The organism is Mesorhizobium loti, assembly GCF_003148495.1.
Taxonomy (GTDB): Bacteria; Pseudomonadota; Alphaproteobacteria; order Rhizobiales; family Rhizobiaceae; genus Mesorhizobium; species Mesorhizobium loti.
In genome coordinates, this window is record NZ_QGGH01000001.1 from 936316 (window position 1) to 961433 (window position 25118).

Here is a 25118-nt window from a genome sequence, read left to right on the forward strand (position 1 = left end):
TAACTATCTTTATTCATTGCACATCTTCCGGGCCGGATTCCGGGTTCGAGTTAACGGAAACTTGTCTTGCGTGATTGCATTTGTGTGCGAGGCGTCGCAATCGCTGTCGCGTCCCAGGGAGTCGGCCTGCGTGGGGGCAGAAACTAGAAATGAGTTCGGAGCCGAAAATCCCCTTCAAACGGGGTTTGCTGTGATGAGCGATCACGCGTCATCCGCATTGGCTGATACGGCTCATGGGGAGCCTTACGAACCGCGCTACGAACTGGGGGCCGACAAGCTCCGCGCCCTTTACCGCACGGAAGCCCATGCGACGCGAAGAGGGGAAGCCCGGCCAGGGCTTTGGATCGCCGTTGCCATCTATCTCTTGTTTTCGGCAACGGATCTTCTGCTGATACCAGATGTGGCCGTCTATACGATCACGGCGCGCTTCGCGGTCGGACTGACCGCGCTTTTGATCCTGGAAGCACAGCTTCGCCGGAGGGTTGCAACGCAATGGCTTGACGTGACTTGCGCTGGAGCTATCATTTTTGGCTATGTCGGTTGGCTCTGCCCTGCGGTTTTCGGTGCGGACAAGGAAAGCGTCTCCTACTATATGGTCTTCGGCACCATCTTCATGATGAGCGCCAATCTTTTCTTTACGTTCAATTTTAAACTTTCAATAGTAACTTCTGCAATAATTTTATGTATACTTTATATCGTAAATTACTTCGTACCTTCTACTCTAACATACAAAATGGTATTCGGGGCTTTCTACGTTTCTTGTTTCACGTTCACCTCGTATGTGAACTGGAAACTGAATGAGGAACGCTACAACGTCTTCCTGAACGCCCTGGAAGCCAGGATCCAGCACAACGAGGCGACCGAACGCGGCAAGGCCCTGCTGAGACTGTCGCGGACCGATCCACTTACGGGTTTGGAGAACCGGCGGGCGATCGACGAGAAGCTGCGAGACTACTGGAGCGACTGGCAAAGGGTTGGCACCAGTTTTGGGGCGATCCTTATCGACGTGGACTTCTTCAAGAAGTTCAATGACTGCTACGGCCATCAGGAAGGCGACCGCTGCCTGATCCATGTCGCCAATGCGCTTAGCGATATGATCAAGCAGTACAATGGCTCCATCGGCCGCTATGGCGGTGAAGAGTTCATCGTCCTGGCTCGCATGGAGAAAAAAGAGCAGATCCTGGACATAGCGGAAGCCATTTGCAGCACGGTGGAGAACTTGGCGCTTACCCATGAGCTGCGGCGCGACGGCGTCTCGATTGTGACAGTGAGCGTTGGCGCCGCGTTCACCAGGACGCAGACCGGCGCCAAGCTGGAGAAGATCATCCATGAGGCCGATCGCGCGCTCTATCTGGCAAAAGCCGGTGGCCGAAACTGTGCCCGGCTGTTCGACCCAACCGATCCTCAGAGCAGCGACGAGAGTGAGAACATTGCGGCTTTGCTGAAGATCGCGATCGGCCAGAATCTCGTTTCACTCGTTTATCAGCCTATCCAGGATGTCAAAACGGACCGGGTTGAAGCCGTAGAGGCTCTGATGCGCCTCAAAATGCTGGACGGCACATCGGTTCCGCCGAGCCTGTTCATTCCCGTCGCCGAACGAACCGGCGCGATCCTGGAACTCGGGCGCTGGGCCATAAGGACAGTGTGCGCCGAGCTCCTGGCGGACGACCACGTCCGTGTCGTCAGTGTCAACGTCTCTCCAATCCAGCTCAAGACACCGGGCTTCGCAACGTCCGTCGCGACCATTCTGGGCGAGACCGGCGTCGCCGGCAGCAGGCTGGCCTTCGAGATCACCGAAGGACTGGAGATGGAGATGCATTCGGACATCCTGCGCTGCATCAGTGATCTGAAGCTGCTCGGGATCAAGATCTGGCTTGATGATTTCGGGACGGGCTTTGCCGGCCTTTCGTGGCTTCGTCTGATCGATTTCGATACGGTGAAAATCGACCGCTCGTTTCTGCACGACTGCAGCTCCCCGAGCGGCAAGGCAATGCTGCAGGACATCATCACCCTGGTTCGAAATCGCGGCCACAAGATCCTGGTCGAAGGGGTGGAAACCGACGAGCAGATGGCCCTCATGCGCGAATTCGGCATCGACAAGATCCAGGGCTTCCATGTCGGCCGCCCCGCTCCCGCGGCTAGTTTCCAGGCAAAGCGGACCATGCGCAAACGGTCATTTGCTGTGCTCAAGTCCGCGTGATTGCGGTGCGGCGGTAGCGTCGCGATTTTGGGTTGAGCCGCTATTGGGCTTTCATGGTCACAAGGGTCTGGTCCAACCGACTTCATCCGATCACCGCGTCAGCCTTCGGTTTTCCGGTATCCATCTTGCCCAGAGTGGATGCGGCGGGACGCAATTCCCAAGGGCGCCATGCGCTTACCTGGGAAAACCGTTATCCATTTTCCCCGGAATTGCTTTAGGCTTCGGCGTCGCCACAGCGGGGAACCAAGATTCCGAAGCCTACCTTCCTTGAGATCGCCCGCCGCGCCGGGGTCGGCACGGCGACTGTCGAGCGCGTGCTTAACGGCAGGGGCGGGGTCAGGCCCGCGACCGTCGAGAAAGTTGTCGCTGCCGCGCGCTCGCTCGACTATCCGCGTCGCCTGCCGGAAGCTCATCGCGGCGTGATCAGGATCGAGGTGATCCTGGTTCGTCCTGACGCCACCTTCTTTGCCCGTCTGGCGCGCGCCTTCGAGCGCATCGCCGCAACGCTAGACAGGACCATTGCCGTCCATCGGACGTTTCTCGACGAGACAGATCCGGCTGCTATCGCCCGGCGGATACTCGACCCCGACATGCGTCGGGCGGCCTTGATCCTGGCGGTTCCCGACCACCCACTGGTCGGCGCTGCGCTGAGGCAACTGGACCTGCAAAACATTCCGACAGTGCAGATCGTAACGCAGATTTCCGCGACCTCCGGCTCGTATGTCGGCATCGACAATTATGCGGCCGGTCGCATGGCTGGTCTGCTGATGTCGCGTATGCAGAGGCGACCGGGCAAGGTGGTCGCCCTTTGCCACAGCCAGATCTACCGCGTGCACCGCGACCGCGTGCGCGGTTTTTTCGACTATCTGATGGAGGCCGGTGGCGGAGACTTCGAGCTAGTGGCAGCTCTTTTCGGCCATGACGAAAGTGATCGCAATGCAGGGCAATTGATCGAAGCGCTGACGCGGTGGCCGGACCTTGTGGGGCTATACAATGCCGGTGGCGCCAACGCGGCACTCAACGACGTGCTGCGACGCCACCCGCTGGGGCGCGAGATTTTCTTCGTCGGCCACGAACTCACCGAGCGCAGCACTCGTGCCCTGCGAGAAGGTACCATGGATGTCGTGCTCGACCAGGCGCCGGAGGCACAGGCGAGGCGCGCCATGGATCTGGTGCTGGCGATGCTCAACCTGCACGACCTGCCGGTGGAAAATCCCCCGATCCGTTTCGTTACCTTCACCGCCGAGAACCTTTGATCTGATTTGATCAAGGAACATGCGGCCTCGCGCCGGCCGCGATGGTATCTCCTCTCGCAAAGAGGAGGTGACGGTGACCAGACGGCTGACGGCTTACGATCTCAGCAGTGCCAAAGGCAGCCGCAAATGGCTGCAGTTGCACGTAGACACGCCGGCCGAGGCGGCCGCTGCCGTGGCCTGCGACATCGTCATCCTGTCCTGCGAGCCTGACCACAATCTCGAATTGATCCGCCAGGCGGCGCCTTTCGCCTTCCTCTCGGTCGGTATGCCGCATGGCGCCGTCGCCACGCCCGACGAAGCCGTGCGGCTCGGCTTTGCGATGATGCGGCGCGGCGCCGATGCGATTTACTGCTCGCATTCCCCGCGCTTCATCGAGGCGATGGCTGCCGAAGGCATTCCTGTCACCGGCCATGTCGGCCTGGTGCCGAACCGCTCCACCTGGACCAATTTTCGCGCCATCGGCCGCACGGCGGAGGAAGCCCTCAAGGTGCTGCGCGTGGCCAAGGACCTGGAGAATGCGGGTGCCGCCTGCATCGAGGTCGAAGTCGTGCCGGTGCGGCTGGCCGAGCACATCACCCGCTCGACGCCGCTGATCACCATGGGCATGGGCTGCGGTTCGGCCTGCGACACGCAGTATTTGTTTTCCAGCGACGTGCTGGGCACGCATGCCGGCCACTATCCGCGCCATGCCAAGCGCTACGCCGATTTCGTCACGCTCGAGGCGGAGTTGCAGGAAAAGCGCATCGCCGCCTTCCGCGCCTTCGGGCGCGACGTGGCCGCGGGCAGCTACCCCGAAGCTAAGCACCAGGTCGGTATGGACGATGCCGCCTACGACCGCTTTTTGACCATTTCCCAATCCCTGTGAGATCAGAATGGACGACCTGAAATACGGCAAACGCAACAAGCGCGGCGACTGGGCACCGGACGAACCGGCCGGCAACGCGCCGTTGTTCACCTTTCCGCCGCGCCCGCTGGCGCTGCTGAAATGGCTGCCGAGCTATTTCCTGCCCTACAATCTGCTCTTCGCGCTTTCGGCGGTCGCGTGGTGGCACTACGTGCTGCCTGACGTCGAGGTCATGAAGACGCTCGCCTTCGGCTGGATCGCAAAACTGTTCCTCGTCAACTGCGCCGCGCTGCTTTTGTTCTTCGGCGCTTTCGAGCTCCGACTCTACATCTTGAGAGCCCAGGGCAACCGCTTCAAATACAACGGCAAATGGCCGTCGGAGCAGAAGAGCAAGGCGTTCTTCTTCGAGAACCAGAATCTCGACAACATGCTGCGCACCTTCGGCACCGGCATGCCGATCTGGACGGCGATCGAGGTGGCGATCCTCTATGCCTACGCCAATGGCTACGTGCCGTGGCTGACGGTCGCCGAGCACCCCGTCTACCTGTTCTGCCTCGCGCTGGTGGTGCCGATCATCCACGAGACGCACTTCTTCCTGCTGCACCGGGCGATCCACTGGCCGCCGCTCTACAAGTGGGTGCATTCGGTGCACCACAATTCGGTGAACCCGTCGCCGTGGTCGTCGCTGTCGATGCACCCTGTCGAGCAGTTCGGCTACCTCGGCGTTGCATTCTGGCACCTGATCATCCCGTCGAATCCGCTGCTCGCGCTCTACCAACTCCACTATGCCGGCTTCGGCGCCATTCCCGGCCATGTCGGCTTCGACAAGGTCGAACTCGGCGAGGACACCAGCATCGATAGCCACGCCTACATTCACTACCTCCATCACAAATATTTCGAGGTGAACTACGGCGACGGCCTCATCCCGTTCGACCGATGGTTGGGCACTTTCCACGACGGCAGCAAGGAAGGCGAGGCCCGCATGCAGGCCCGCTACGAGAAGAAGAAGGCGCGCGCCAACGCCGCCCAGTGACAGTCCGATCAGACAGCCACGCGAGGCGGTTCCGGCCGCCACCGCAAGCCATCCCGCAAGGGCCGGAAGTCAAAGGAGGAGTGAACCGGCACTCCATCCGCAAGGGAGGAAAACCGTGAAGAAACTTTTCATTTCGACCGCGTTGGCGGCCTTGATGTCGACCAATGCGATGGCTGCAAAAATCGGCGTCAGCATCGTCAACTTCGACAACAATTTTCAGACGTTGCTGAGGGACGGCATGCAGGCCCGCGCCAAGGAGAAGGGCGCCGGCATCCAGGTCGAGGACGCGCAGAACGACGTCGCCAAGCAGCTCGACCAGGTGAAGAATTTCATCGCCACCGGCGTCGACGCCATCATCGTCACACTGGTCGACACCAATGCGTCAAGGACGCTCAGCGAGGAAGCTGCCAAGGCCGGCATCCCACTGGTCTTCGTCAACCTCGAACCGTCAGACATGGCGAACCTGCCGGAGAAACAGGTCTATGTCGGCTCCAACGAGGTGGAGTCAGGCACGCTGGAAGCGTTCGAGGTGTGCAAGATACTGCGCGCCCGGGGCAAGTCGGCAGGTGCCAAGGCCTATGTCGTCATGGGCAGCCTGGTTCACCAGGCGGCCCTGCAGCGGACCAAGGATGTCGAGCAGATCTTCGCCACCGACATGTGCAACTTCATCAAGGTCGTCGACAAGCAGTCGTCCGAATGGTCGCGCGACAATGCGCAAAACCTGATGACCAACTGGCTGACCGCCGGCGGCGCGCCGGACGCCGTCATCGCCAACAATGACGAATCCGCTATCGGCGCCATCCTGGCGCTGAAGGCCAACGGCATCGACATGAAGAACGTCGTCGTCGGCGGCATCGACGCCACGCAGGACGGGTTGCAGTCGATGAAAGCGGGCGATCTCTCGGTTACCGTATTCCAGAACGCCAAAGGACAGGGGGGCGGCGGCGTCGACGCGGCCCTTGCGCTCGCCAAGGGCGAGAAAGTCGAACGCGTCGTCTATGTACCATTCGAGCTGGTGACGCCGGCCAACGCGGCCGACTACCTCAACAAGAATTAATCCCAGGGCTGGGGCCTCCGGGCGGCAATCATTGCCGTTCCGGAGGCTCGACCACAACTCACAGAGGAAAAAATGTCCAGCTGGATCACGGTCTGCGGCCTCGACGACATCGAACAGGAAGGTGCCCGCCGTTTCGACCATGAAGGCCGGACCTACGCTGTCTTCCGCTCACCCGACGACGAGGTCTTTTGCACGGACGGCCTGTGCACGCATGAGGCCGTCCATCTCGCCGACGGGCTGGTGATGGACTACGAGGTGGAATGCCCCAAACATGCTGGCGCCTTCGATTATCGGACCGGCGCGGCAAAGCGGTTGCCGCCTTGCGTGAATCTCAAAACCTATCCAGCAAAAGTCGAATCCGGTGCGGTGCTGATCGCCATCAGCCAATAACGAGATCGGCAACCGGCTGACTACCGGTCCCCGGTCAACGCGTCGCGTAGCGCCTGGATCTGCCGGTTCAGGGCATCGAGCTCAGCCAGCGTCATGCCCGAGCGCTCGATCAAGGTCTCGTTCAGACAGTTGCACTGGACAAGCAGCGCGCGCCCGGCTGATGTCAGGTCGACCTGCACCTGGCGCTCATCGGTCTGGCTGCGCTGGCGGGTCACCAGCGCGGCCTGCTCCATTCGCTTCACCAGCGGCGTGACGGTGCTCGATTCCAAAGCGAGCCTGTGGGCGATGGTGCCGACCGACATGCCGTCGGCCTCTCCAAGTGCGTTCAGCACCAGGTATTGCGGATAGGTGATCCCCATCTCGTCCAGCATCGGCTTGTAGGTGCGGTTGATCGCCATGCTGGTGGTGTAGAGCGTGAAACAGAGCTGGTTGTCCAACGGAAGAGGCACGGCGCGTTCCTTCTTGCCGACACAGGCGTCAATTCGATACCACGAAAAATGATATCGCGATACATATTTTCGTGGACAAGGGTATCGAGCTACGTTAGGCATATTGATATCGCGATATTGTTTATCGTGACAACAACTGAAAGGAGATTGAGATGACCTCGCAAACCAAGCCCAACTCCGGCAGCGGCACGATCACCACCAAGGACGGAACACAAATCTACTACAAGGACTGGGGGACCGGGCAACCGATCGTCTTCCATCACGGCTGGCCATTGAGCAGCGACGACTGGGACGCCCAGATGCTGTTCTTCCTGGCACAAGGCTACCGGGTCATCGCCCACGATCGCCGTGGTCATGGCCGCTCGACCCAGACGGATATCGGCAACGAGATGGACACCTATGCCGCCGATGTCGCGGAACTCGCCGACCATCTGGACCTCAAGAACGCCATCCATGTTGGTCATTCGACCGGCGGCGGCGAAGTGGCGCGCTATGTCGCCCAATATGGCGCCGAGGGCCGCGTCGCCAAGGCGGTGCTGATCGGCGCGGTGCCGCCAATCATGCTCAAGACTGCCGCCAATCCCGGCGGCCTGCCGATCGAAGTGTTCGATGGCTTCCGCTCCGGCGTAGCGGCCAATCGCGCCCAGCTTTACAGGGATGTCCCAGCCGGCCCATTCTATGGCTTCAATCGTCCCGGCGCGGCAGTGTCGGAAGGCGTCATCGACAATTGGTGGCGCCAGGGCATGATGGGCGGCACCAAGGCGCACTACGATTGCATCAAGGCCTTCTCGGAAACTGACTTCACCGAGGATTTGAAGGCGATCGACGTGCCAGTGCTGGTCATGCATGGCGACGACGACCAGATCGTTCCGATCGCCGACTCGGCGCTGTTGACGATCAAGCTGCTCAAGAAGGGCGAGCTCAAGATCTACAAGGGCTACCCGCACGGCATGGCCACGACCCATGCCGACATCATCAACGCCGACCTGCTGGCCTTCTTCAAGGCCTAGGACATTTTCGAAGAAAAAAGGCGCCCGCCATCAAGCGGGCGCCTTTCTCGTCCGGTTTCAAGTCTAGCGGATTGCAGCGACCGCCTGTGCCTTTCTGGCTTCCTTCATGTTCGGCAGGAACACCGTCAGCAGCCCGAGCAGCGGCAGATACGAGCAGATCTGGAAGACATAATCGATGCCCTTCATGTCGGCGACGACGCCGAGCACGGCAGCAGCGATGCCGCCCATGCCGAAGGCGAAGCCGAAGAAGATGCCGGCGATCATGCCGACACGTCCCGGTACCAATTCCTGCGCAAAGACGACGATGTTGGAGAAGGCAGACGACAGGATCAGGCCGATCAGCACCGTCAGCACCATCGTCCATTCCAGATTGGCGTAGGGCAGGGCCAGCGTGAAGGGCAGCACGCCGACGATGGAGAACCAGATCATCGACTTCTGTCCATAGCGGTCGCCGAACGGGCCGCCGAGCAGGATGCCCAGCGCCGAGGCGCCGAGGAACAGGAACAGCATGACCTGCGACATCTGCACCGAAACCCCGAACTTATGCATGGAATAGAAGGTATAATAGCTGGCGAGGCTGGCGATGTAGGCATTCTTGCTCAGCACCAGCAGCGTCAGCACGATCAATGCATTCATGACCTTGCGGCGCGGGAAGGGCGAGACGAAGCTTGCCGTCTTGCGGCTGCCCTGTGCGGCGCGCAGCCGGCTGTACCAGCCGCCGACCTGCCACAAAACGATGATGCCGATCAGTGAGCCGACGGCGAACCAGGAGATGCTGGTCTGGCCGAACGGCACAACGATGAAGGCCGCCAGCAGCGGCCCCATGGACTGGCCGAAATTGCCGCCGACCTGGAACAGCGACTGCGCCAGGCCGAAGCGGCCGCCGGAGGCGAAGCGGGCGATGCGCGAGGATTCCGGATGGAAGATCGCCGAGCCGATGCCGATCAGCGAGGCGCCGATCAGGAGCAGCGAATAGTGGCCGGCATAGGCGAGCACGACCAGGCCGATCAGCGACGACGCCATGCCGTAGGGCAGCGAATAGGGCATCGGCCGCTTGTCGGTGATCATGCCGATCACCGGCTGCAGCAGCGATGCGGTCACCTGGAAGGTGAAAGTCAGGAGGCCGATCTGCCAGAAATCGAGGCCGTAATTCTCTTTCAGCAAGGGATAGATGGCCGATAGCAGCGACTGCATGATGTCGTTGATGCAGTGGCAGAAGCTCACTGCCAGGATGACGGTGAAGGCCGTCGCCTGGGCTGAAGCATGACTGGCGCTCGCCGGTGGGGCGACGCTGGCGGCTGTCGTATCGGTCAAGGTAGGCTCCGTGGTCTTTTTGGCGGGCACACCCGCAGGCAGTTGACGGACGCTCCTGCGGCCGCCTTGAGGACGGTGCCTTATAAGCCGCTTGCGGCACGACTTCTTTCGTGGTTTGGTCCAATAGTTTCGCAAGTGGGCCATACAGGATGCCGCACGGCAAAGAAGTCTTTCACGCCGGCAATGCCAATCTCGGTCAGCTGCACGAGAGCCGCTGGCAGTGGCTGGAGCAAGTGGCCGGGCCGGCGGTGGCGCTGCCGACGGAATATCCCGATGGCTACCGTGTGCCGCAACACCGCCACAGCCGCAGCCAGCTGCTGCATGCGTTGGTCGGGGTGGTGCTGGTGACGACGCGCTACGGGCGCTGGATGGTGCCGCCCGACCACGCGATGTGGATTCCAGCCGGCACCGAGCATTCCGTCGAAATGCTGGGCGATGTCTCGATGCGTTCAGTCTATGTCATGCCGCAGGCGATCCCCGGGCTGCCCGAAGGCTTGCGCGTCGTCGGCGTCACCGACCTGATGCACAGCCTGATCGTAGAATCGGAGAAGCTGCCGCAGGGCGGCGAACTGGAAGGGCGCGGCGGGCTGATCATGAACCTGTTGCTGCATGAAATCCCGACCTTGCCGGAACGGCCGCTCGGCCTGCCATTCCCGTCCGATCCCAGGCTGTCGGCGCTGTGCCGGCGTTTCGTCGCTGCGCCGTCGCCGCACGCGACGATCGACGAGTGGGCCGATGCCGCCGGCATGAGCCGCCGCTCCTTCACCCGCGCCTTTCAGCGCCAGACCGGCCTGTCGCTGTCGACATGGCGCCAGCAGGCCTGCCTGTTCGCGGCGCTACCGCGGCTGGCCGACGGCGAGCCGATCACCAGGGTGGCGCTCGATCTCGGCTATGACAGCGTGCCGGCCTTCATCACCATGTTCAAGCGCATGCTGGGCGCGTCGCCGCGCGGTTATATGCGCGGCGCCCGCGAAAGCGTCGAAGTCGCCCGTCGCCTGATCGGCCCGGTTCGGCTGGAAAGCCCTGCGCCGTAACGGCAGGCCGGTCTAGTCGAAGAGACTGGACACCGATTCCTCGGTCGCCGTGCGCGAAATGGCCTCGCCCATCAGGTCGGCGATCGAGATGACGCGGATGTTGGGAGCGTCGAGCACGCCCTGCGTCGGCTGGATGGAATCGGTGATCACCAGCTCCTGCAGTTTCGAGCCGCTGATGCGGGCAACCGCGCCGCCCGACAGCACGCCGTGGGTGATGTAGGCGGTGACGCTGGTGGCGCCGTTGGCCAGCAGCGCATCGGCGGCATTGCACAGCGTGCCGCCGGAATCGACGATGTCGTCGATCAGCAGGCAATCCTTGCCGGCGACCGCGCCGATGATGTTCATGACTTCCGATTCGCCGGGCCGCTCACGGCGCTTGTCGACGATGGCCAGTTGCGCATCGAAGCGCTTGGCCAGCGCACGGGCGCGGACCACGCCGCCGATGTCGGGCGAGACCACCACGACGTTGCCGAGTTGCTTGTATTTGGCCTTCACGTCGCGGGCCATGACCGGCACGGAAAACAGATTGTCGGTCGGGATGTCGAAGAAGCCCTGGATCTGGCCGGCATGCAGGTCGAGCGTCAAAACGCGGTCGACGCCGGCGCGGGTGATCATGTTGGCGACCAGCTTGGCCGAGATCGGCGTGCGGCCGGAGGCGCGGCGGTCCTGCCTGGCGTAGCCGAAATAGGGGATGACCGCCGTGATGCGCTTGGCCGACGAGCGCATGAAGGCATCGATCATGATGAGCAGTTCCATCAGGTGATCGTTGGTCGGGAACGATGTCGACTGCAGGATGAAGACATCCTCGCCGCGAACGTTTTCCTGGATCTCGACGAAGATTTCCTGGTCGGCGAAGCGCCTGACACTGGCCTTGCCCAGCGGGATGTTGAGGTACCGGGCGACCGCTTCGGCCAGCACCCTGTTGGAATTGCCCGCGAAGAGTTTCATGCACCGTTCCTGGTGGAGGATGGAAAGACCTGACGGACTCGCCTGCGCCCTTTAACCGGGCTTTTAGCGGCCCGCGCCGGTATTGCAAGCGCCGAGATCGGGAATCCGCCGGCTAAACTCAAGAAAGCTCCGCGCCATCACCAGGCTGCAACATTTCAGCCCGCCTTGCCGCCGAGCCAGGCCGCGAATTGGTCGATGGTCTGGTCGGCGATCGACTGCATGGTGGCCGGCGAGACCCCCTTCCAGCTGTCGCCGCCCCCGCTGTCGCCGGATTTGACCGACGGCGCCTTCTGCTGGCCGTTGATGCGGTGCAGGCGGTTGCCGGCCGGGTCGTAGACGTCCCAGACATAAATGACGGTGGTGTCCGTGCCTTCCGACATTGTCGAGAAGTAGCCCTTCAGCACATGGGTCGCGGTCTGGTCGGCGCTGCCGGCGAGCGTGATACCGCGCTGCCTGGCGCGCGTCTGCAACTCCGCCGTCAGCGGTGTCGCCGCTTCCACCGACGCGCCGACGATCGGCGCGATCTGTAGGCGGGTCTTCGACAGGATCGCAGCGCTTTGGGCAGATGTGACCGGGGTGGTGGCGGTTGCAGGAGCGCCCGCCGTGGTGCCGGCCGGTGCCGGAACCGTGGCTGCCGTGTTGCCTGACGTGGCGGGCAGCGTCTGTGCCGACGTCGCCGGCGGGGTGATGGCCGACGGTTCAAGCACGTCCTTTGCGTTGGTGCAGGCGGCAAGAGCCAATGCCACAAGCAATGACACGGTCGTCACATGCGATCGTCTCATTTGCCTTCTAACTCCTTGGCGAAGAACGCCTCCCATTATGGATTCACTGTACGATCAAGTCGAGATCATGGCGGGACAGCGGCTTGGGCTGGGATTCGGTGGTCAGGTAGGTGCGGCCAAGCGTCATCGCCGTCTCGGTGTCGGAATCCATGATGATCATGTGGGCGAACAGCGTCATGTTCGGCGCGATCGGTTCGGGGTTGCCCTGGTAGAACATCGGCATGTCCATCCAGGACGGCGTGAAGCGGGCGCCGACCGAGTAGCCGCAGGCGTTCAGCCGGTGCTTGGTCAGGCCGTGCGCTTCCATGGTGCGGGCATGCGCATCGAACACGTCGCCGAAGCTGTTGCCCGGCATCATCACCTTTTCGACGGCCAGAAGTGCTGCGCGCGCGGCGTCGAACAGCTCCTGATGGCGCTTCGACACCTTGCCGGTCAGCACCGTGCGCATCATCGGCGCATGGTAGTGGTTGAAGACGCCGGCCCATTCGAGCGTCAGCTGGTCGTTCTTGGTGAGCTTGCGGCGGCCGGCCTTGTAGCGGCACAGCAGCGCGTCGACGCCGGAGCCGATGATGAACTCGTTAGCCGGATAGTCGCCGCCGCCGGCAAAGACCGCGCCTTGCATGGCGGCCAGGATCAGGGCTTCGTCGCCGCCCTGCTTGATCAGCGGCAGGGCCGCGTCGAGCGCATCGTCGGAGAGGTTGGCGGCCCTCTCGGCCTTGGCGATTTCGGCCGGGCTCTTGAACAGGCGCAGCCGGCCGACAATGCCGGACGCATCGGCGATCTGGCCGAAGGTCTGCAACTGTTCGTCGAGCCGTCGGCCATTGAAGGCGGTCAGGCCGTGGGTGTCGTATTCGACGCCGATGCGGGCGCCGAGCAGGTCGAGCTCGTTGAGCAGATTGCGCAGGTCGACCGCCGGATTGGCACCGTTGCGGTCGGTCCACAAGACGATGTTGTCGATGATGGAGGTTTGGCGCGCCTGGCGCAGATCGGCCGAGCGGGTCAGAAGCACCATCGAACCGTCGGCCTTCACCACCAGGCACTGGAAGAAGCAGAAGCCGAATGTGTCGTAGCCAGTCAGCCAGTACATGCTTTCCTGCGCGAACAGCAGGATGGCGTCGAGCTTCTTCTCGGCCATCTCGATCATGAGCCGGTCGCGCCGCGCGTCAAATTCCGATCGTTCAAAATGCAACGCCATTATTCCCTCTCCAAAACGATTGCCGAAACCTGCCGGCCGTAATCGGGTTCCTTGCGGTGCGTGGTGCGCCGGTAGGAGTAAAACAGATCTTCCTCGGCATAGGTGCAGCGGCCGAGGCCCTCGGCCGTCACCCCGGCCTTGGCCAGCCGGTCGACCGTGTAGCGGTTGAGGTCGAACATCGCATGGCCGGGGGTTGCCGAGGGTGCGAAATAGAGGATGTTTTCAGCGTCGGCCTCGACGAAGCGGGCGATGAATTCCGGCCCGACCTCATAGTTGCCAGGGCCGATCGAGGGGCCGAGCACGGCGACGATGTTGTCGCGCCGGGCGCCAAGGGTTTCCATGGCGAGGATGGTGTTCTCGAGCACACCGGTGAAGGCGCCTTTCCAGCCGGCATGTGCGGCGCCGATGACGCGCGCCTCGGCATCCGCGAACAGTACCGGACCGCAATCGGCGGTCGAGGCGCCGATGGCGATGCCGGGCCTGTCGGTGACGATGGCGTCGGCCTTGGGCCGTTCGCCGGCAAAGGGTTCGCTGACGATGATGACGTCGGGCGAATGGATCTGCCAGGCGGTCAACAGATGGCTCGCCGGCACGCCCATCCAGGCGGCGACGCGGCCGCGGTTCTCGGCCACCAGCGCCCGGTCGTCGTCCGATCCGGTGCCGATGTTGAGGCCCTGATAGATGCCGCTGGAGACACCGCCGATGCGGGTGAAATAGCCGTGCCGGATGCCTTGTGCCTGCGCCTTGTCCAGCAGCGGCGACCGAACGGGATCCGGTTTGGTCTGATTCAACATGCGGGCGTTGTTGTCCGTGTGGGCGGTTTCGTCAAGAAAAAGGTGCTTCGTCAAAAAGAAGGCGGAGCAGGCGGGTTGGCCGCTCTTTCGCCGGACGGGAGATTGGGAGGGACGGCGGTGAAAAGTCAATCCGCCGTGGCAAATGGCGTCGTTGCTGAGAGTGGGGCGGCCACGCCGCGCGGCAGCATGGCAAGCACCTTGAACAGATCGCCCATCGCTTGCGGCCCGGCGAGGCGCTCGACGGCTTCAGCGATCTTGTCGCGTGCCGCCTGGTCGGCATCGGCGCCGAGCCGGCCGGCGCGTTCGAGAATGCCCATGCCGAGCAGAAAGTCGCCCTGCGTCGACAGATGGGCGTCGAGGCCATGCGCGCGCACGGTTGCGGCAAGGGCGGCGAAATCGACATGGGTGGTGAGGTCGGCCTCACCGGGATTGGCCAGCACATCTTCGTGATTGTGGCTGCGCAAGGCCTGCAGCGTGTCGCCTACACCCGGCTGGAGATGGCCATAGTCGAGGAACAGGCCGGCGCCGCCATCCTGGGATATACGCTCGGCGATGGCTGCCATCAGTGCGGTGCGGGCAGGCGCTATTTCGACGATCGCACCTTGCGTCGCCTCAGTGGCATCGGCGGGCAACAATGCCGGGTCGACCGAGCCGGCGCCGGCGAAGAAGCAAAGGTCATTGGTGTCATCGAGGCCAACCATGCGCTCGCGCCAGCCGGCACCGGCGCGGACGAATTGGCGGACGGGCACGGCGTCGAACAACTCGTTGCCGACGATGAACAGCGGCTGTTGCGGCAAGGTCTCGATGGTTTCGTGCCAGCGAACCGCGAAAGGTGTGACGCCAAGCGTCTGTTGCTGGACCTCTGTCAGGCGCGGGCTGGTCTCGATCATGGCGAAGATGACGCCGTTGGCCAGATCGGGATCAAGCCGCGATAGCGTGCGCAGCATGTCCTTCATCAGCGTGCCGCGACCGGGGCCGATCTCGGCGATGGTGGCCGGCAGCGGCCGGCCGCTCGCTGCCCAAGCCTGGTACATCCACACAGCGACCAGTTCACCGAACATCTGGCTGATCTCGGGTGCGGTGATGAAATCACCGGCCGCACCAAAGGGCTCGCGCGTCGTGTAGTAGCCGTCCGCCGGGTCGAACAGGCACAGCGCCATGTACTCGTTGACGGGAAGCGGCCCCAGTGCCTCGATCAAGTCGACGATGCGGGTCTTCAGCCGTGTCATGCCGGCTGCGGCTGTGTCACCGGCTTGGCGGTCAGCATCGCCCAGATACCGGCCAGCACCATCGGGGTAGAAAGGATCATGCCCATGGTCAGCCAGTTGGTGCCGAGGAGATAGCCGAGCTGCTGGTCGGGCTCGCGGAAGAACTCGACGAAGATGCGCGACAGGCCATAGCCGCAGATGAAGGCGCCGCCGACGAAGCGCGGCGTCTTCAGCTTGAGGCGCGAATGGGTAAGGATGCGCAGCACGAGGAACAGCACCACGCCCTCGAGCAGCGCCTCGTAGAGCTGGCTCGGATGACGGGCAAACGGCCCGCCATTGGGGAATTCGAACGCCCAGGGCACGTCGGTTGGCCGGCCCCAGAGCTCGGAATTGATGAAATTGGCGACGCGCACCAGGCCAAGGCCGACCGGCACGCCGGCCGCCACGACGTCAAACAGCGACCAGGTGCGGATGCCGCGCTTGATGGAGAACAGCGTCATGGCAAGGATGACGCCGAGCAGGCCGCCATGGAACGACATGCCGCCCTGCCAGACGGCGAAGATGTCGAGCGGGTGGGCGATGTAACGCTGCAGGTCGTAGAACAGCACATAGCCGGTGCGGCCGCCGAGCACGACGCCGATGGCCGCCCAGACGATGAAATCGTCGAGGTCCTCCGGCTTCATCGGCAGGACGCCGTTCGGCCACAGCCTGGCATTGGCGGCGAGCCGCTTGGCGTACCACCAGGCGAACAGGATGCCGACGATGTAGCCGACACCGTACCAGTGCACCGCCAGCGGTCCGACCTGGATGAGGATCGGGTTGATGTTGGGGAAGGGCAAGGAAGCCAGGGGCAGCAGGAAATATTCGTTCAACGGGGAACTCTCGGTTGCAATCGCGCTTGGGCGCGGACCATGCGGCAGGGTTTTGGCAGGGTCAAGGCAAGGTAGATGCTCCCGACTTGATGCCGCAGCTGCCTTCAACGTTCTTGCATTCCGCGCGCAGCGCCACTAACTCAATTCAAGCAAGCGCGAGGATTTGCCATGTCGACCGGACCGAACCGCATTCTCGATGAATTCGCCAAGCTGATGACCGACGCCGCCGGCGCCGCCCAGGGCGTGCGCCGTGAGGTGGAGACCGCGTTCAAGGGGCAGGCCGAACGCATTCTCAACACCATGGACGTGGTGCAGCGCGAAGAGTTCGAAGCCGCGCGCGAGATGGCCGCCAAGGCTCGGGAAGAAAACACCCGCCTTGCCGCCCGCATCGAGGCGCTCGAGGCGAAGCTTGCCGAGCTGGCCGGTGACGCCGCACCAGCGGCGGCGGCCAAGCCCCGCGCAAAAAAATAATCGTTAAACTTTTCCACATAGCCCGATCCTGAAAAGCGCTTTGCCGTGAATCGCTTAACGGCATTGCATGAATCTTTGTGACAGCGGCTTTCCACATGCGAATGACGCAGTGCGAAAAATTGGGCTGTTCACGCGACTCCCGATCAATAGACTGAATTTGTTGCATGATTCGGAGCAGGGTCATGCGGCCGGGCGGTGGGGTCCGGTCCGGGGTCTTTGTGTCGAGAAGTAGTCTTTTGCGCGAAGAAAGTCCTGACCGTCCGAGTTCTAGACAAAATTGTTCGTTGTGTGTGCCCTCCCGCGGAGCGTGTGGCGGCGCTCGTACAGAACGACAGGAAGCATTCCATGGAACTTCTCGAACTCGAATTCTCCCGCGAAATCCATCCGGTGGATGTTATCGAGCAGGTGGCCCACAACAACGACTGGTCCTTTGAGCGGGCCGGCGACGACGAGATTTCGATCTCGGTTGCCGGAAGCTGGACCGACTATCACGTCTCCTTCTCGTGGATGGAGGATTTCGAGGCGCTGCACCTGGCCTGCGCCTTCGACATCAAGGTGCCGGAGACCCGCGCGCTGGAAGTGATGCGGCTCTTGTCGCTGATCAACGAGCAGATGCTGTTCGGCCATTTCGACCTCTGGGAGCAGGAGGGCGCGATCATGTTCCGCCAGTCGCTGCTTCTGGCCGGCGGGGTCGAGCCGTCGAGCCAGCAGGTTGAAGTGTTGCTGTCGTCGGCGCTGGAAGCCTGCGAATGCTATTTCCAGGCCTTCCAGTTTGTTGTCTGGTCCGGAACCTCGGCCAAGGACGCACTGGCCGGCGTGCTGTTCGAGACCTACGGCAACGCCTGAGTCAAAGACCAAGATGAGTTCGAGCAGCGAGCGCAAGCCCGAGATCAGTTTTGCCGATTTCGATCGTGTCGATATCCGCGCCGGCACGATCGTGGAGGCCGAACCGTTTCCGCAGGCGCGTAAGCCCGCATTCAAGCTGAAGATCGATTTCGGCACCGACATCGGCATCAAGAAATCGTCGGCGCAGATCACGAAATACTATGCGCCGGAGACGCTGATCGGCCGGCAGGTGTTCGCGGTGGTCAATTTCCCGCCGCGCCAGATCGGCCCGTTCATGTCGGAAGTGCTGACGCTCGGCTTTCCCGATGAGGAGGGCGCGGTGGTGCTTGGAGCCATCGAGCGCAAGGTGCCGGATGGCGGCAGGTTGTTTTAGGATCCCAACTGGGGATCAGAACTCACGCCTTCAGGCGAGCCGAGATAGATTGATAATCCTTTCGGCTGATGCTTCAGCATCGATTTGATGCCAATGACGTGACAGGAGGGGGCGCGTGAACATCATCCGCTTTTCCTGTCAGCGTCGACCAATTTCCTTATCCGGTATAATTTGAACTGCTTGCCTTCGGCGATTAATTCAAGATTGCCGTGTCGTGGCGGGCCACTCTCCGGCGCAATTACCAGCAGATAGTCAAAGTCACAGGTCCAATGCGCTGCATACGCCGCCTCGACCGGTGGGGATGCACCAGCGGCGTAGGCCTCCAGCTCAGACATCGGGATAGGCCCGCCTTGCGGTATGGTCAGGTTTGCTACTTCCGGCCGGGGCCTCACCGGCTGTTTTCCCGGATAGGTGAATAGCGTTGGCATCAGTGCATCGCGTGTGACTACGGCCAACGCGGCAGCATTGTACATTGGATAAAGGAGCAGATTTGTTGGTGGGTCGTCTGGAGGGCCATTCTGGCCGGTAAGGATTCGCGAGCCCATTGGAATGGCGTCGAACGCGGTCATAAGCGTACGATATTCGCTGCGGCACGACAGTTGCGCCCAGATCGTGATGCCACTGTTTGCAAGCCCGGCGCCAAACGCTAGCGCGACGAAAAGTGTTCCGCGCGGGCCTTGCGGACACTTGATCGTGACGAAAGCTGGCAGGATCAGAATAAGTGCCAGAAGAACGCGCCCGTCGACAAAGGCCGTGTCTGCAACGCGGAACGGCATGACAATGAACAGGCACAGGAGCCCAAAGCCTATCCAGCAGCCGACGCGAGAGACCGCCACCATCCTGTGCTTCACCGCAAGGTAAGTGAGAATGATCAGCACCACGGTCACGGCTGAGGAAGTGTATCTGCTGAAGCCGTTGACTTGAACCAGCGCTAACAATTTCGCCGACAGGGCCCATTCGGTTCCTTCGCCACCCACTTTGCCGCCGAAGGCGAGCGCCAGGGCGCCAACTGCGACGGCCGGAGCAGCCATTCCGGCAACCAGCAAGATCGTGCGTTTCCAGTTCTCAATGTGGTCGGGCCAGCGGGAGAGTTCGTACAGCCCCACCACAATGCCATACAGGCCGAGGGCAAATAAGTGAGAGATATACAGAACCACGACGAAGACGGCGTGGATGGCAAGGCGCAGCGGCAAAGGTCTTTCCACGAGCCAAATCCAGACCGCGACGGCCCAAAGAGCGATCCCTAACGCAAATTCGAAATTCACGAATCCGAAAGCGAAGGGCATGGCGTAGAGGAAGAGCGAAGCAACGAAGCCGCTGAGGATCACACGCCCCCGTGCGGCCGCTCCGACGGCCATTGCTCCGCTAACGACCAGCATTTGCGCGATCAGATAGAAGAGCCTTGATGCCAACTCGATCCCGATCAAGCGTCCAGCGAACGGGACAATAAGGTCCATCGCTAGATTAGGGTAGGGTGCCCACGCGGCTTCATAGTAGGGATGGGCCTCGGGCGTGCCGGCGCGCATCAGGATCGACATTCTTGCGAGATGATTTGGATAGTCTGCCATAGCCGGTATGTCGACGAGCAGCACGGGCAAGAAAGCCACCACCAGCAGAACTATCAGCAAGATACCTTCGGGCCTGATGAAATGGCTCGTGTAACTGTTGATTTTGTTGGAGGATGTTGCTTCGAACATGCCGCAATGTAGGTAGAAATGGTAAATTTTGAGTCGCCGACAAAGACTATGGATTCTCCATGTCTTTGGGATGGTGAGATGGCGGCGCGCTTTATATTAGCTGTCGATGATTATACAGTCTTGGACTGCATTATCATTTGAATCATTTGATCTGACGCACGCTTAGGCCGCCAGCTTGCGCGTCGTGCCCAGCGCTTCCTCGACCGTGTCGAGGAACATTTCCGCGCAAGCTTTCCAGCTGTAGCGCATGGCGCGTTCGCGTGCCTGCGCGCGGTCGACGTTGAGCGCGGCGAGCGAGGCCTCGCGCAGGTCGTTGGAGACCGCGCCGCCAAAGCCATCGCCGACGATGTCGATCGGCCCGGTCACCGGATAGGCGGCGACCGGCGTGCCGCTCGCCAGCGCCTCGATGATGACGTTGCCGAAGGTGTCGGTGCGGCTGGGGAAGACGAAGACGTCGGCCGAGGCATAGATCTCGGCCAGTTCGTCATTGGGACGATGGCCGAGGAAATGCGCCTGCGGGTACTTCGCCTTCAGCCTGGCAAGCTCGGGGCCTTCGCCGACGATAACCTTGCTGCCCGGCAGGTCGAGGTCGAGGAAGGCGGAGAGGTTCTTTTCGATGGCGACGCGACCGACGCAGAGGAAGATCGGGCCGGGGAAGCCGAGATCCTTCTTCTTGTCCGGGCGGAAATGATCGGTGTCGACGCCGCGCGTCCACGGCCGCAGCTTGGTGAAGCCGCGCGCCGAAAGGTCGTCGGCGAGCGACTGGGTGGCGACCAGCGTGCCCTGGCCGGAATTGTGGAAATCGCGCAGCCAGCGATAAGCCCAGCTTTCCGGCACCGGCAGGCGGGCGCTGAGATATTCGGGAAAGCGCGTGTGGTAGCTGGTGGTGAACGGCCGGCCGGCATTGCGGCAATAGCGCCGCGCCATGATGCCGAGCGGACCCTCGGTGACGATGTGGATGTGGTCCGCCTTGCCGGCTTCGATCAGGCGAGCGACATGGCCGGGCGTGGTCAGCGCCAGCCTTATGTCGGGATAGGTCGGCAGGGGCAAGGTGCGAAAGATGTTGGGCGTCAGGAAATCCACCGCGACATCGAAGGATTTCAGCGTTTCGGTGAGCCGCTCCAGCGTGTGGACGACGCCGTTGACCTGCGGGCGCCAGGCGTCGGTGACCATCAGTATGCGCATGGCGGCCCTTTGCAGGAAAGGTCGACGGTTGCCTTGAGACGATGCCGGAACGGCGACCAGCCTGCGGCTCTCGCTTCGCTCCAGCGCACCCGGGCGGGCACGGGGTCGAAGTGAGGCGGCAGGGCCGAATCAATTGAGGTCGCGCGCTTCATGCGCGCTCTTGACCATGGTTTCATGACGGGCGGATGAAGCCCGTCCTCCGCCGACTATGCCGGAACCTGGATGACGGCGCGAAGTCCGCCGAGCGGGCTGTCGTCGAGGGTGATGTCGCCGCCATGGCTGCGGGCGATGTCGCGGGCAATCGACAGGCCGAGCCCGGTGCCGCTGGCATCGAGGTTGCGGGCCTCGTCGAGCCGCACGAACGGTTTGAACACGTCTTCGCGCCGGTCTGCGGGAATGCCCGGACCATCGTCGTCGATGGTGACCAGAAGCGAGCCGCGGCCATGGGTGGCGTTGACCTCCACCGTCTTGGCATAGCGGAAGGCGTTGCCGATGACGTTGGACATCAGCCGGGCAAAGGCGTTCGGCCGCACATGCACATCGGGGTCGCCGGCAAGCGTCGTCGACAGCTTGCGCTTGCGCAGCCTGGCTTCCTCGCCGAGCTTCTCGAAATAGGCCTCGAGATCGAACCGTCCGGCGTCTTCCGAAGCCTCGCCACGGGCAAAAGCGAGATAGCCTTCGAGCATCGACTGCATGTCGTCGATGTCCTGGTCGAGCGCCGCCTTGGTCTCGGCCTTGCCGCCGGAAAGCGCAAGCTGCAGCTTGAAGCGGGTGAGGATGGTTCGCAGGTCATGGCTGACGCCGGTGAGCATGGCGGTGCGTTGCTCGATCTGGCGCTCGATGCGCTCGCGCATTTGCATGAAGGCAAAGCCGGCGCGGCGGACCTCCTCGGCGCCGCGCGGCCGGAAATCGCGCGGCATCGGCCGGCCCTTGCCGAAGCTTTCGGCGGCTTCGGCAAGCGTCAGGATCGGCCGGATCTGGTTGCGCAGGAAGGGAATGGCGATCATCAGGAGCACCAGCGAGGTGCCGACCATCCAGATCAGGAAGATGTGGGTGTTCGAGGCATAGGCCTGGCTGCGGCGCACGAAGACGCGCAGCACCTTGTTCTCGAGCTGGACGCGCACCTCGACGATGTTGGAATTGCCGACCGTGTCGATCCAGAACGGTCGATTGATCTGGCGCGTGATCTCGGACGACAGAACATCATCCAAAATCGAGAAGAACGGCTTTGGGCCGGGCGCGGGCAGCGGGTCGGGCGGCAAGAGGTCGACCTTCAGCTGCATGCGGTCCTGGGCGATGCGGATGATGTTGGTGTAGTCGGCGTCGCGCGGATAGGTTTCGATCAGGTCGATGATGGCGGCGATGTCGCGCACGGTGGCCTGCGACAGGCGCTGCGTCACGGTTGCCCAATGGCGTTCCATGAAGACAAAGGCGACGACCGATTGCAGAAGGATCATCGGCGCGATGACGATGATCAGCGAGCGGGCATAGAGCCGCTTTGGCATGTAGAGCGAGACGAGGCGCCAGAAGCGGTTCCAAGCGCGCGGCACCGCCTTCAGCGTCCGCGTGGCGCGTGCGCTCAAGCCGCCATTGCCCGGCTGTTCCAGTTCCGTGGTTGCCATTCGCTCTTTTCGCTTGCCCGCAGCCGTTCAGCCAGCCGCAGGCGGCATTCTATTCCACGCTGAGCCGATACCCAATACCGCGTACGGTCTGCAGCCAGACCGGATTGGACGGATCGCGCTCGATCTTGCGGCGCAGCCGGTTGATCTGGACGTCGATGGTGCGCTCGCCGACTTCCGAATCGTCGCCGACAAGCTCGTGGCGGGGTATCGTCTCGCCTGCCCGCGCGGCGAAGATCGCCAGGATCTCCTGCTCGCGGTCGGTCAGCTTCAGCGCCTCGCCGCCACGCTTCAATTCGCGCCTGGCGATCTGGAAGGTGTAGGGGCCGAAGACCAGCTGCTCGACCTTGGGCGTGGTGGCAGGGCCACCACGGCGCAGGATGTTGTTGATGCGCAGGATCAGCTCGCGCGGATCGAAGGGCTTTGGCAGATAGTCGTCGGCGCCGGCCTCCAGCCCTGAGATGCGGCTGTCGGTCTCCGACAGCGCCGTCAGCATCAGGATCGGTACGTTCTTTTCGGCCCGCAGCGACTTGGTCAAGTCGACGCCCGTCTCGCCAGGCATCATGACGTCCAGCACCAGAAGGTCGAAGTCGAGGCCGGCAAGCTTGCGCCTGGCTTCGCCGGCATTGCCGGCGACGGTGACGCGAAAGCCGTTTTCGGTCAGATACTGCTTGAGAAGATTGCGGATGCGGGTGTCGTCGTCGACCACAAGCAGATGTGGCGCGTCGTCGTCCGGTGCGGCCGCGTGATCGACCCGTTCAGTGCTCTCCATGGCTTTTCCCTGACATTTTTGCGGATCCAACGTCGATCTGCGCCCTCAGTTCCGGATTGACCATCGCTTCGAGGAACCGTTCCACCAGGATCCGTTCGGTTATTCCGGAATCTCCCAATGCAGCATGGATGCGGCGCGACTGTGGCCGCGCTAGCGCCAGCGCCAGCGCACGGCCCTTGGCCGTCGGATAAAGCTCGCGCTGGCGGCGGTCGCGCGGCCCTTGCAATTGCACGACATGGTCGGTGTCGATCAATTGCTTGAGCACGCGGGCCAGGCTCTGCTTGGTGATCTTCAGCACGTCGAGCAGTTCGGCGACCGTCAGGCCGGGCCTGCGGTTGACGAAATGCAGCACCCGGTGGTGAGCCCGGCCGAAACCGTAATCGGCCAGAATCTGGTCCGGATCGGAGGTGAAGTCACGATAGGCGAAGAAGAGCAGCTCGATGATGGCGAAGTCGATGCCGTCCTCGTCGGTGATCGCGGTCCTGATCGGTTTTCCGGCTGCGTGGCTTCGATCCGTCATCATTTCTCCGTGGGAAAGAGAGATTATGTCAGTACTATTGACGTAATTTCCCTGCAATGGTAATTTTTGACAAGCTTTTGGGCGGATTGCGAACGAAAAGGCAAGGGAAGCCGGTTTTTCCGGAACTTCCTGAGTTTGCCAGAGCGCAATTATCCGCCTACGCTCCAGCATAAAAGCCGCTTTGGGCGGCCGACACGAAACACCAACGATACAACACTATGCGGGCTGCCGCCCGCGGGAGGTTACCATGGCATCCGTTCCCTTCGACCAACTGGATGGTTTCATCTGGATGAACGGCGAATTCGTCCAATGGGGTGACGCCAAGATCCATGTGCTGACCCATGGCCTGCATTACGCCAGCGCCGTCTTCGAGGGCGAGCGCGCCTATGGCGGCGAGATCTTCAAGCTCAACGAACACACCGAGCGCCTGCATGAATCGGCGCGCCTGCTCGGCTTCAAGATTCCCTATTCGGTGGCGGAGCTCAACGACGCCTCCACCACGCTTCTGAAGAAGCAGGGTTTCCAGGATGCCTATGTCCGGCCGATCGCCTGGCGCGGCAGTGAACAGATGGGCGTTTCGGCGCAGAACAACCGCATCAACTGCGCCATCGCCATCTGGCAATGGCCGAGCTATTTCGATCCCGCGCAGAAGCTGAAAGGCATCCGCCTCGATGTGGCGGAATGGCGCCGGCCAGACCCGCGCACCGCACCTTCCAAGTCGAAGGCCGCCGGCCTCTACATGATCTGCACCATGTCCAAGCATGCTGCCGAAGCCAAGGGCTATGCCGACGCCATGATGCTCGACTGGCGTGGCCAGGTCGCCGAAGCGACCGGCGCCAACATTTTCTTCGTCAAGGACGGCAAGATCCACACGCCCAAGCCCGATTGCTTCCTTGACGGCATCACCCGCCGCACGGTCATTGGCTTGGCCAAGGATCGCGGCCTGGAGGTGATCGAACGCGCCATCCTGCCGGAAGAACTCGAGGGCTTCGAGCAATGCTTCCTGACCGGGACGGCAGCGGAAGTAACGCCGGTTTCGGAGATCGGACCTTACCGATTCGAGGTCGGTGAAATCGCCAAAAACCTTATGAATGACTATTCTGCCGCCGTTCAGCCCAAGCACGCGATCGCCGCAGAATAACGAAAGTCACAGCTTTTTTAGCAAGCAGGGGCGGTTTTAGGGCCGCCCCTTTTATTTAAGCGTTCCTGCATTTGACTTTCGTCCAATTCGGCGTCTCATGATGCTGTC

At 62.1% G+C, this 25118-nt stretch carries 25 protein-coding genes; 12 read left to right on the forward strand and 13 right to left on the reverse strand.

The window, feature by feature from the left end:
- The first annotated feature begins 193 nt into the window (after positions 1–193).
- The 6 genes from C8D77_RS04715 (at position 194) to C8D77_RS04740 (ending at position 6780) form a co-directional block, all read left to right on the forward strand.
- Complete coding sequence (locus tag C8D77_RS04715; protein WP_109659766.1) at positions 194–2200, forward strand: putative bifunctional diguanylate cyclase/phosphodiesterase; 2007 nt, start codon at positions 194–196, stop codon at positions 2198–2200.
- Between the two features lie 248 nt (positions 2201–2448).
- A complete protein-coding gene (locus C8D77_RS04720; RefSeq protein ID WP_109659768.1) occupies positions 2449–3456 on the forward strand; it encodes a LacI family DNA-binding transcriptional regulator in 1008 nt (335 codons plus the stop codon).
- Positions 3457–3475: 19 nt separating this feature from the next.
- Positions 3476–4321, forward strand: coding sequence for a 3-methyl-2-oxobutanoate hydroxymethyltransferase (locus tag C8D77_RS04725; protein WP_281277005.1), 846 nt, complete (start codon positions 3476–3478; stop codon positions 4319–4321).
- 7 nt (positions 4322–4328) lie between these two features.
- The gene (locus tag C8D77_RS04730) at positions 4329–5333 is read left to right on the forward strand and encodes a sterol desaturase family protein (protein ID WP_109659770.1); all 1005 of its coding nucleotides are present in this window, start codon (positions 4329–4331) and stop codon (positions 5331–5333) included.
- Positions 5334–5448: 115 nt separating this feature from the next.
- Positions 5449–6390 carry a substrate-binding domain-containing protein gene (locus C8D77_RS04735; protein WP_109659772.1) on the forward strand — a complete coding sequence of 314 codons (942 nt, stop codon included), beginning with the start codon at positions 5449–5451 and terminating at the stop codon, positions 6388–6390.
- Positions 6391–6462: 72 nt separating this feature from the next.
- Positions 6463–6780 (forward strand): MocE family 2Fe-2S type ferredoxin, encoded by a 318-nt coding sequence (locus tag C8D77_RS04740; RefSeq protein WP_109659774.1) that lies wholly within the window; start codon positions 6463–6465, stop codon positions 6778–6780.
- 20 nt (positions 6781–6800) lie between these two features.
- Here the strand turns inward: C8D77_RS04740 and C8D77_RS04745 are convergent, their stop codons facing one another.
- Positions 6801–7229 (reverse strand): MarR family winged helix-turn-helix transcriptional regulator, encoded by a 429-nt coding sequence (locus tag C8D77_RS04745; RefSeq protein ID WP_109659776.1) that lies wholly within the window; start codon positions 7227–7229, stop codon positions 6801–6803.
- Positions 7230–7381: 152 nt separating this feature from the next.
- Here C8D77_RS04745 and C8D77_RS04750 point away from each other — a divergent pair, with 152 nt between their 5' ends.
- Entirely contained in the window at positions 7382–8239 is an 858-nt protein-coding gene (locus C8D77_RS04750; protein ID WP_109659779.1) for an alpha/beta fold hydrolase, read from the forward strand.
- 63 nt (positions 8240–8302) lie between these two features.
- Here C8D77_RS04750 and C8D77_RS04755 read toward each other — a convergent pair whose 3' ends face one another.
- Positions 8303–9553, reverse strand: a complete 1251-nt coding sequence (locus C8D77_RS04755; RefSeq protein ID WP_170136668.1) for an MFS transporter — start codon at positions 9551–9553, stop codon at positions 8303–8305.
- A gap of 149 nt (positions 9554–9702) precedes the next feature.
- On the opposite strand from C8D77_RS04755, the gene C8D77_RS04760 reads away from it, so the two are divergent.
- Entirely contained in the window at positions 9703–10587 is an 885-nt protein-coding gene (locus tag C8D77_RS04760; protein WP_109659781.1) for an AraC family transcriptional regulator, read from the forward strand.
- Between the two features lie 12 nt (positions 10588–10599).
- Here C8D77_RS04760 and C8D77_RS04765 read toward each other — a convergent pair whose 3' ends face one another.
- From C8D77_RS04765 to lgt, 6 genes are all read right to left on the reverse strand, one after another.
- A complete protein-coding gene (locus C8D77_RS04765; RefSeq protein WP_019860650.1) occupies positions 10600–11535 on the reverse strand; it encodes a ribose-phosphate pyrophosphokinase in 936 nt (311 codons plus the stop codon).
- A gap of 155 nt (positions 11536–11690) precedes the next feature.
- Positions 11691–12317, reverse strand: coding sequence for a hypothetical protein (locus C8D77_RS04770; protein WP_109659783.1), 627 nt, complete (start codon positions 12315–12317; stop codon positions 11691–11693).
- 43 nt (positions 12318–12360) lie between these two features.
- Complete coding sequence (locus C8D77_RS04775; protein WP_109659785.1) at positions 12361–13512, reverse strand: M24 family metallopeptidase; 1152 nt, start codon at positions 13510–13512, stop codon at positions 12361–12363.
- Positions 13512–14306, reverse strand: a complete 795-nt coding sequence (gene pgeF / locus C8D77_RS04780; protein WP_109661275.1) for a peptidoglycan editing factor PgeF — start codon at positions 14304–14306, stop codon at positions 13512–13514. The genes C8D77_RS04775 and pgeF overlap by 1 nt, the downstream gene beginning before the upstream one ends.
- A 125-nt stretch (positions 14307–14431) precedes the next feature.
- Positions 14432–15535 (reverse strand): class I SAM-dependent methyltransferase, encoded by a 1104-nt coding sequence (locus C8D77_RS04785; RefSeq protein ID WP_109659787.1) that lies wholly within the window; start codon positions 15533–15535, stop codon positions 14432–14434.
- Positions 15532–16386: a prolipoprotein diacylglyceryl transferase gene (lgt, locus tag C8D77_RS04790; protein ID WP_109659789.1), complete on the reverse strand. Its 855-nt coding sequence runs from the start codon at positions 16384–16386 to the stop codon at positions 15532–15534. Before lgt ends, C8D77_RS04785 begins: the two co-directional genes overlap by 4 nt.
- 168 nt (positions 16387–16554) lie before the next feature.
- Here lgt and C8D77_RS04795 point away from each other — a divergent pair, with 168 nt between their 5' ends.
- The 3 genes from C8D77_RS04795 (at position 16555) to C8D77_RS04805 (ending at position 18076) form a co-directional block, all read left to right on the forward strand.
- A complete protein-coding gene (locus C8D77_RS04795) occupies positions 16555–16857 on the forward strand; it encodes an accessory factor UbiK family protein (protein WP_109659791.1) in 303 nt (100 codons plus the stop codon).
- A 345-nt stretch (positions 16858–17202) separates the two neighbouring features.
- Positions 17203–17703, forward strand: coding sequence for a type III secretion system chaperone family protein (locus C8D77_RS04800; RefSeq protein ID WP_013893499.1), 501 nt, complete (start codon positions 17203–17205; stop codon positions 17701–17703).
- 13 nt (positions 17704–17716) lie between these two features.
- Positions 17717–18076, forward strand: a complete 360-nt coding sequence (locus C8D77_RS04805) for a tRNA-binding protein (protein WP_109659793.1) — start codon at positions 17717–17719, stop codon at positions 18074–18076.
- A 122-nt stretch (positions 18077–18198) separates the two neighbouring features.
- On the opposite strand, the gene C8D77_RS04810 is transcribed toward C8D77_RS04805, so the two are convergent.
- The 5 genes from C8D77_RS04810 to C8D77_RS04830 form a co-directional block, all read right to left on the reverse strand.
- Positions 18199–19773, reverse strand: a complete 1575-nt coding sequence (locus C8D77_RS04810; RefSeq protein ID WP_109659795.1) for a hypothetical protein — start codon at positions 19771–19773, stop codon at positions 18199–18201.
- A gap of 162 nt (positions 19774–19935) precedes the next feature.
- The gene (locus C8D77_RS04815) at positions 19936–20958 is read right to left on the reverse strand and encodes a glycosyltransferase family 4 protein (protein ID WP_109659797.1); all 1023 of its coding nucleotides are present in this window, start codon (positions 20956–20958) and stop codon (positions 19936–19938) included.
- Between the two features lie 206 nt (positions 20959–21164).
- Complete coding sequence (locus tag C8D77_RS04820) at positions 21165–22580, reverse strand: ATP-binding protein (RefSeq protein WP_109659799.1); 1416 nt, start codon at positions 22578–22580, stop codon at positions 21165–21167.
- 49 nt (positions 22581–22629) lie between these two features.
- Entirely contained in the window at positions 22630–23349 is a 720-nt protein-coding gene (locus tag C8D77_RS04825) for a response regulator (protein WP_013530014.1), read from the reverse strand.
- Positions 23336–23869 carry a MarR family winged helix-turn-helix transcriptional regulator gene (locus C8D77_RS04830; RefSeq protein WP_164758034.1) on the reverse strand — a complete coding sequence of 178 codons (534 nt, stop codon included), beginning with the start codon at positions 23867–23869 and terminating at the stop codon, positions 23336–23338. The genes C8D77_RS04825 and C8D77_RS04830 overlap by 14 nt, the downstream gene beginning before the upstream one ends.
- Positions 23870–24116: 247 nt before the next feature.
- Here C8D77_RS04830 and C8D77_RS04835 point away from each other — a divergent pair, with 247 nt between their 5' ends.
- Positions 24117–25010 (forward strand): branched-chain amino acid aminotransferase, encoded by an 894-nt coding sequence (locus C8D77_RS04835; protein ID WP_109659803.1) that lies wholly within the window; start codon positions 24117–24119, stop codon positions 25008–25010.
- Positions 25011–25118 lie beyond the last annotated feature (108 nt).

Excerpts from the sequence above, each read along its gene's own strand:
- C8D77_RS04785 (WP_109659787.1), bottom strand. The coding sequence starts at position 15,535 with ATGACACGGCTGAAGACCCGCATCGTCGACTTGATCGAGGCACTGGGG.
- C8D77_RS04715 (WP_109659766.1), top strand. The coding sequence starts at position 194 with ATGAGCGATCACGCGTCATCCGCATTGGCTGATACGGCTCATGGGGAG.
- C8D77_RS04805 (WP_109659793.1), top strand. The coding sequence starts at position 17,717 with ATGAGTTCGAGCAGCGAGCGCAAGCCCGAGATCAGTTTTGCCGATTTC.
- C8D77_RS04810 (WP_109659795.1), bottom strand. The coding sequence starts at position 19,773 with ATGTTCGAAGCAACATCCTCCAACAAAATCAACAGTTACACGAGCCAT.
- C8D77_RS04775 (WP_109659785.1), bottom strand. The coding sequence starts at position 13,512 with ATGGCGTTGCATTTTGAACGATCGGAATTTGACGCGCGGCGCGACCGG.
- C8D77_RS04815 (WP_109659797.1), bottom strand. The coding sequence starts at position 20,958 with ATGCGCATACTGATGGTCACCGACGCCTGGCGCCCGCAGGTCAACGGC.
- C8D77_RS04830 (WP_164758034.1), bottom strand. The coding sequence starts at position 23,869 with ATGACGGATCGAAGCCACGCAGCCGGAAAACCGATCAGGACCGCGATC.
- pgeF (WP_109661275.1), bottom strand. The coding sequence starts at position 14,306 with ATGTTGAATCAGACCAAACCGGATCCCGTTCGGTCGCCGCTGCTGGAC.
- C8D77_RS04740 (WP_109659774.1), top strand. The coding sequence starts at position 6,463 with ATGTCCAGCTGGATCACGGTCTGCGGCCTCGACGACATCGAACAGGAA.
- C8D77_RS04765 (WP_019860650.1), bottom strand. The coding sequence starts at position 11,535 with ATGAAACTCTTCGCGGGCAATTCCAACAGGGTGCTGGCCGAAGCGGTC.
- C8D77_RS04795 (WP_109659791.1), top strand. The coding sequence starts at position 16,555 with ATGTCGACCGGACCGAACCGCATTCTCGATGAATTCGCCAAGCTGATG.
- C8D77_RS04835 (WP_109659803.1), top strand. The coding sequence starts at position 24,117 with ATGGCATCCGTTCCCTTCGACCAACTGGATGGTTTCATCTGGATGAAC.
- C8D77_RS04725 (WP_281277005.1), top strand. The coding sequence starts at position 3,476 with ATGCGGCCTCGCGCCGGCCGCGATGGTATCTCCTCTCGCAAAGAGGAG.
- C8D77_RS04770 (WP_109659783.1), bottom strand. The coding sequence starts at position 12,317 with ATGAGACGATCGCATGTGACGACCGTGTCATTGCTTGTGGCATTGGCT.
- C8D77_RS04820 (WP_109659799.1), bottom strand. The coding sequence starts at position 22,580 with ATGGCAACCACGGAACTGGAACAGCCGGGCAATGGCGGCTTGAGCGCA.
- C8D77_RS04825 (WP_013530014.1), bottom strand. The coding sequence starts at position 23,349 with ATGGAGAGCACTGAACGGGTCGATCACGCGGCCGCACCGGACGACGAC.
- C8D77_RS04800 (WP_013893499.1), top strand. The coding sequence starts at position 17,203 with ATGGAACTTCTCGAACTCGAATTCTCCCGCGAAATCCATCCGGTGGAT.
- C8D77_RS04760 (WP_109659781.1), top strand. The coding sequence starts at position 9,703 with ATGCCGCACGGCAAAGAAGTCTTTCACGCCGGCAATGCCAATCTCGGT.
- C8D77_RS04730 (WP_109659770.1), top strand. The coding sequence starts at position 4,329 with ATGGACGACCTGAAATACGGCAAACGCAACAAGCGCGGCGACTGGGCA.
- C8D77_RS04750 (WP_109659779.1), top strand. The coding sequence starts at position 7,382 with ATGACCTCGCAAACCAAGCCCAACTCCGGCAGCGGCACGATCACCACC.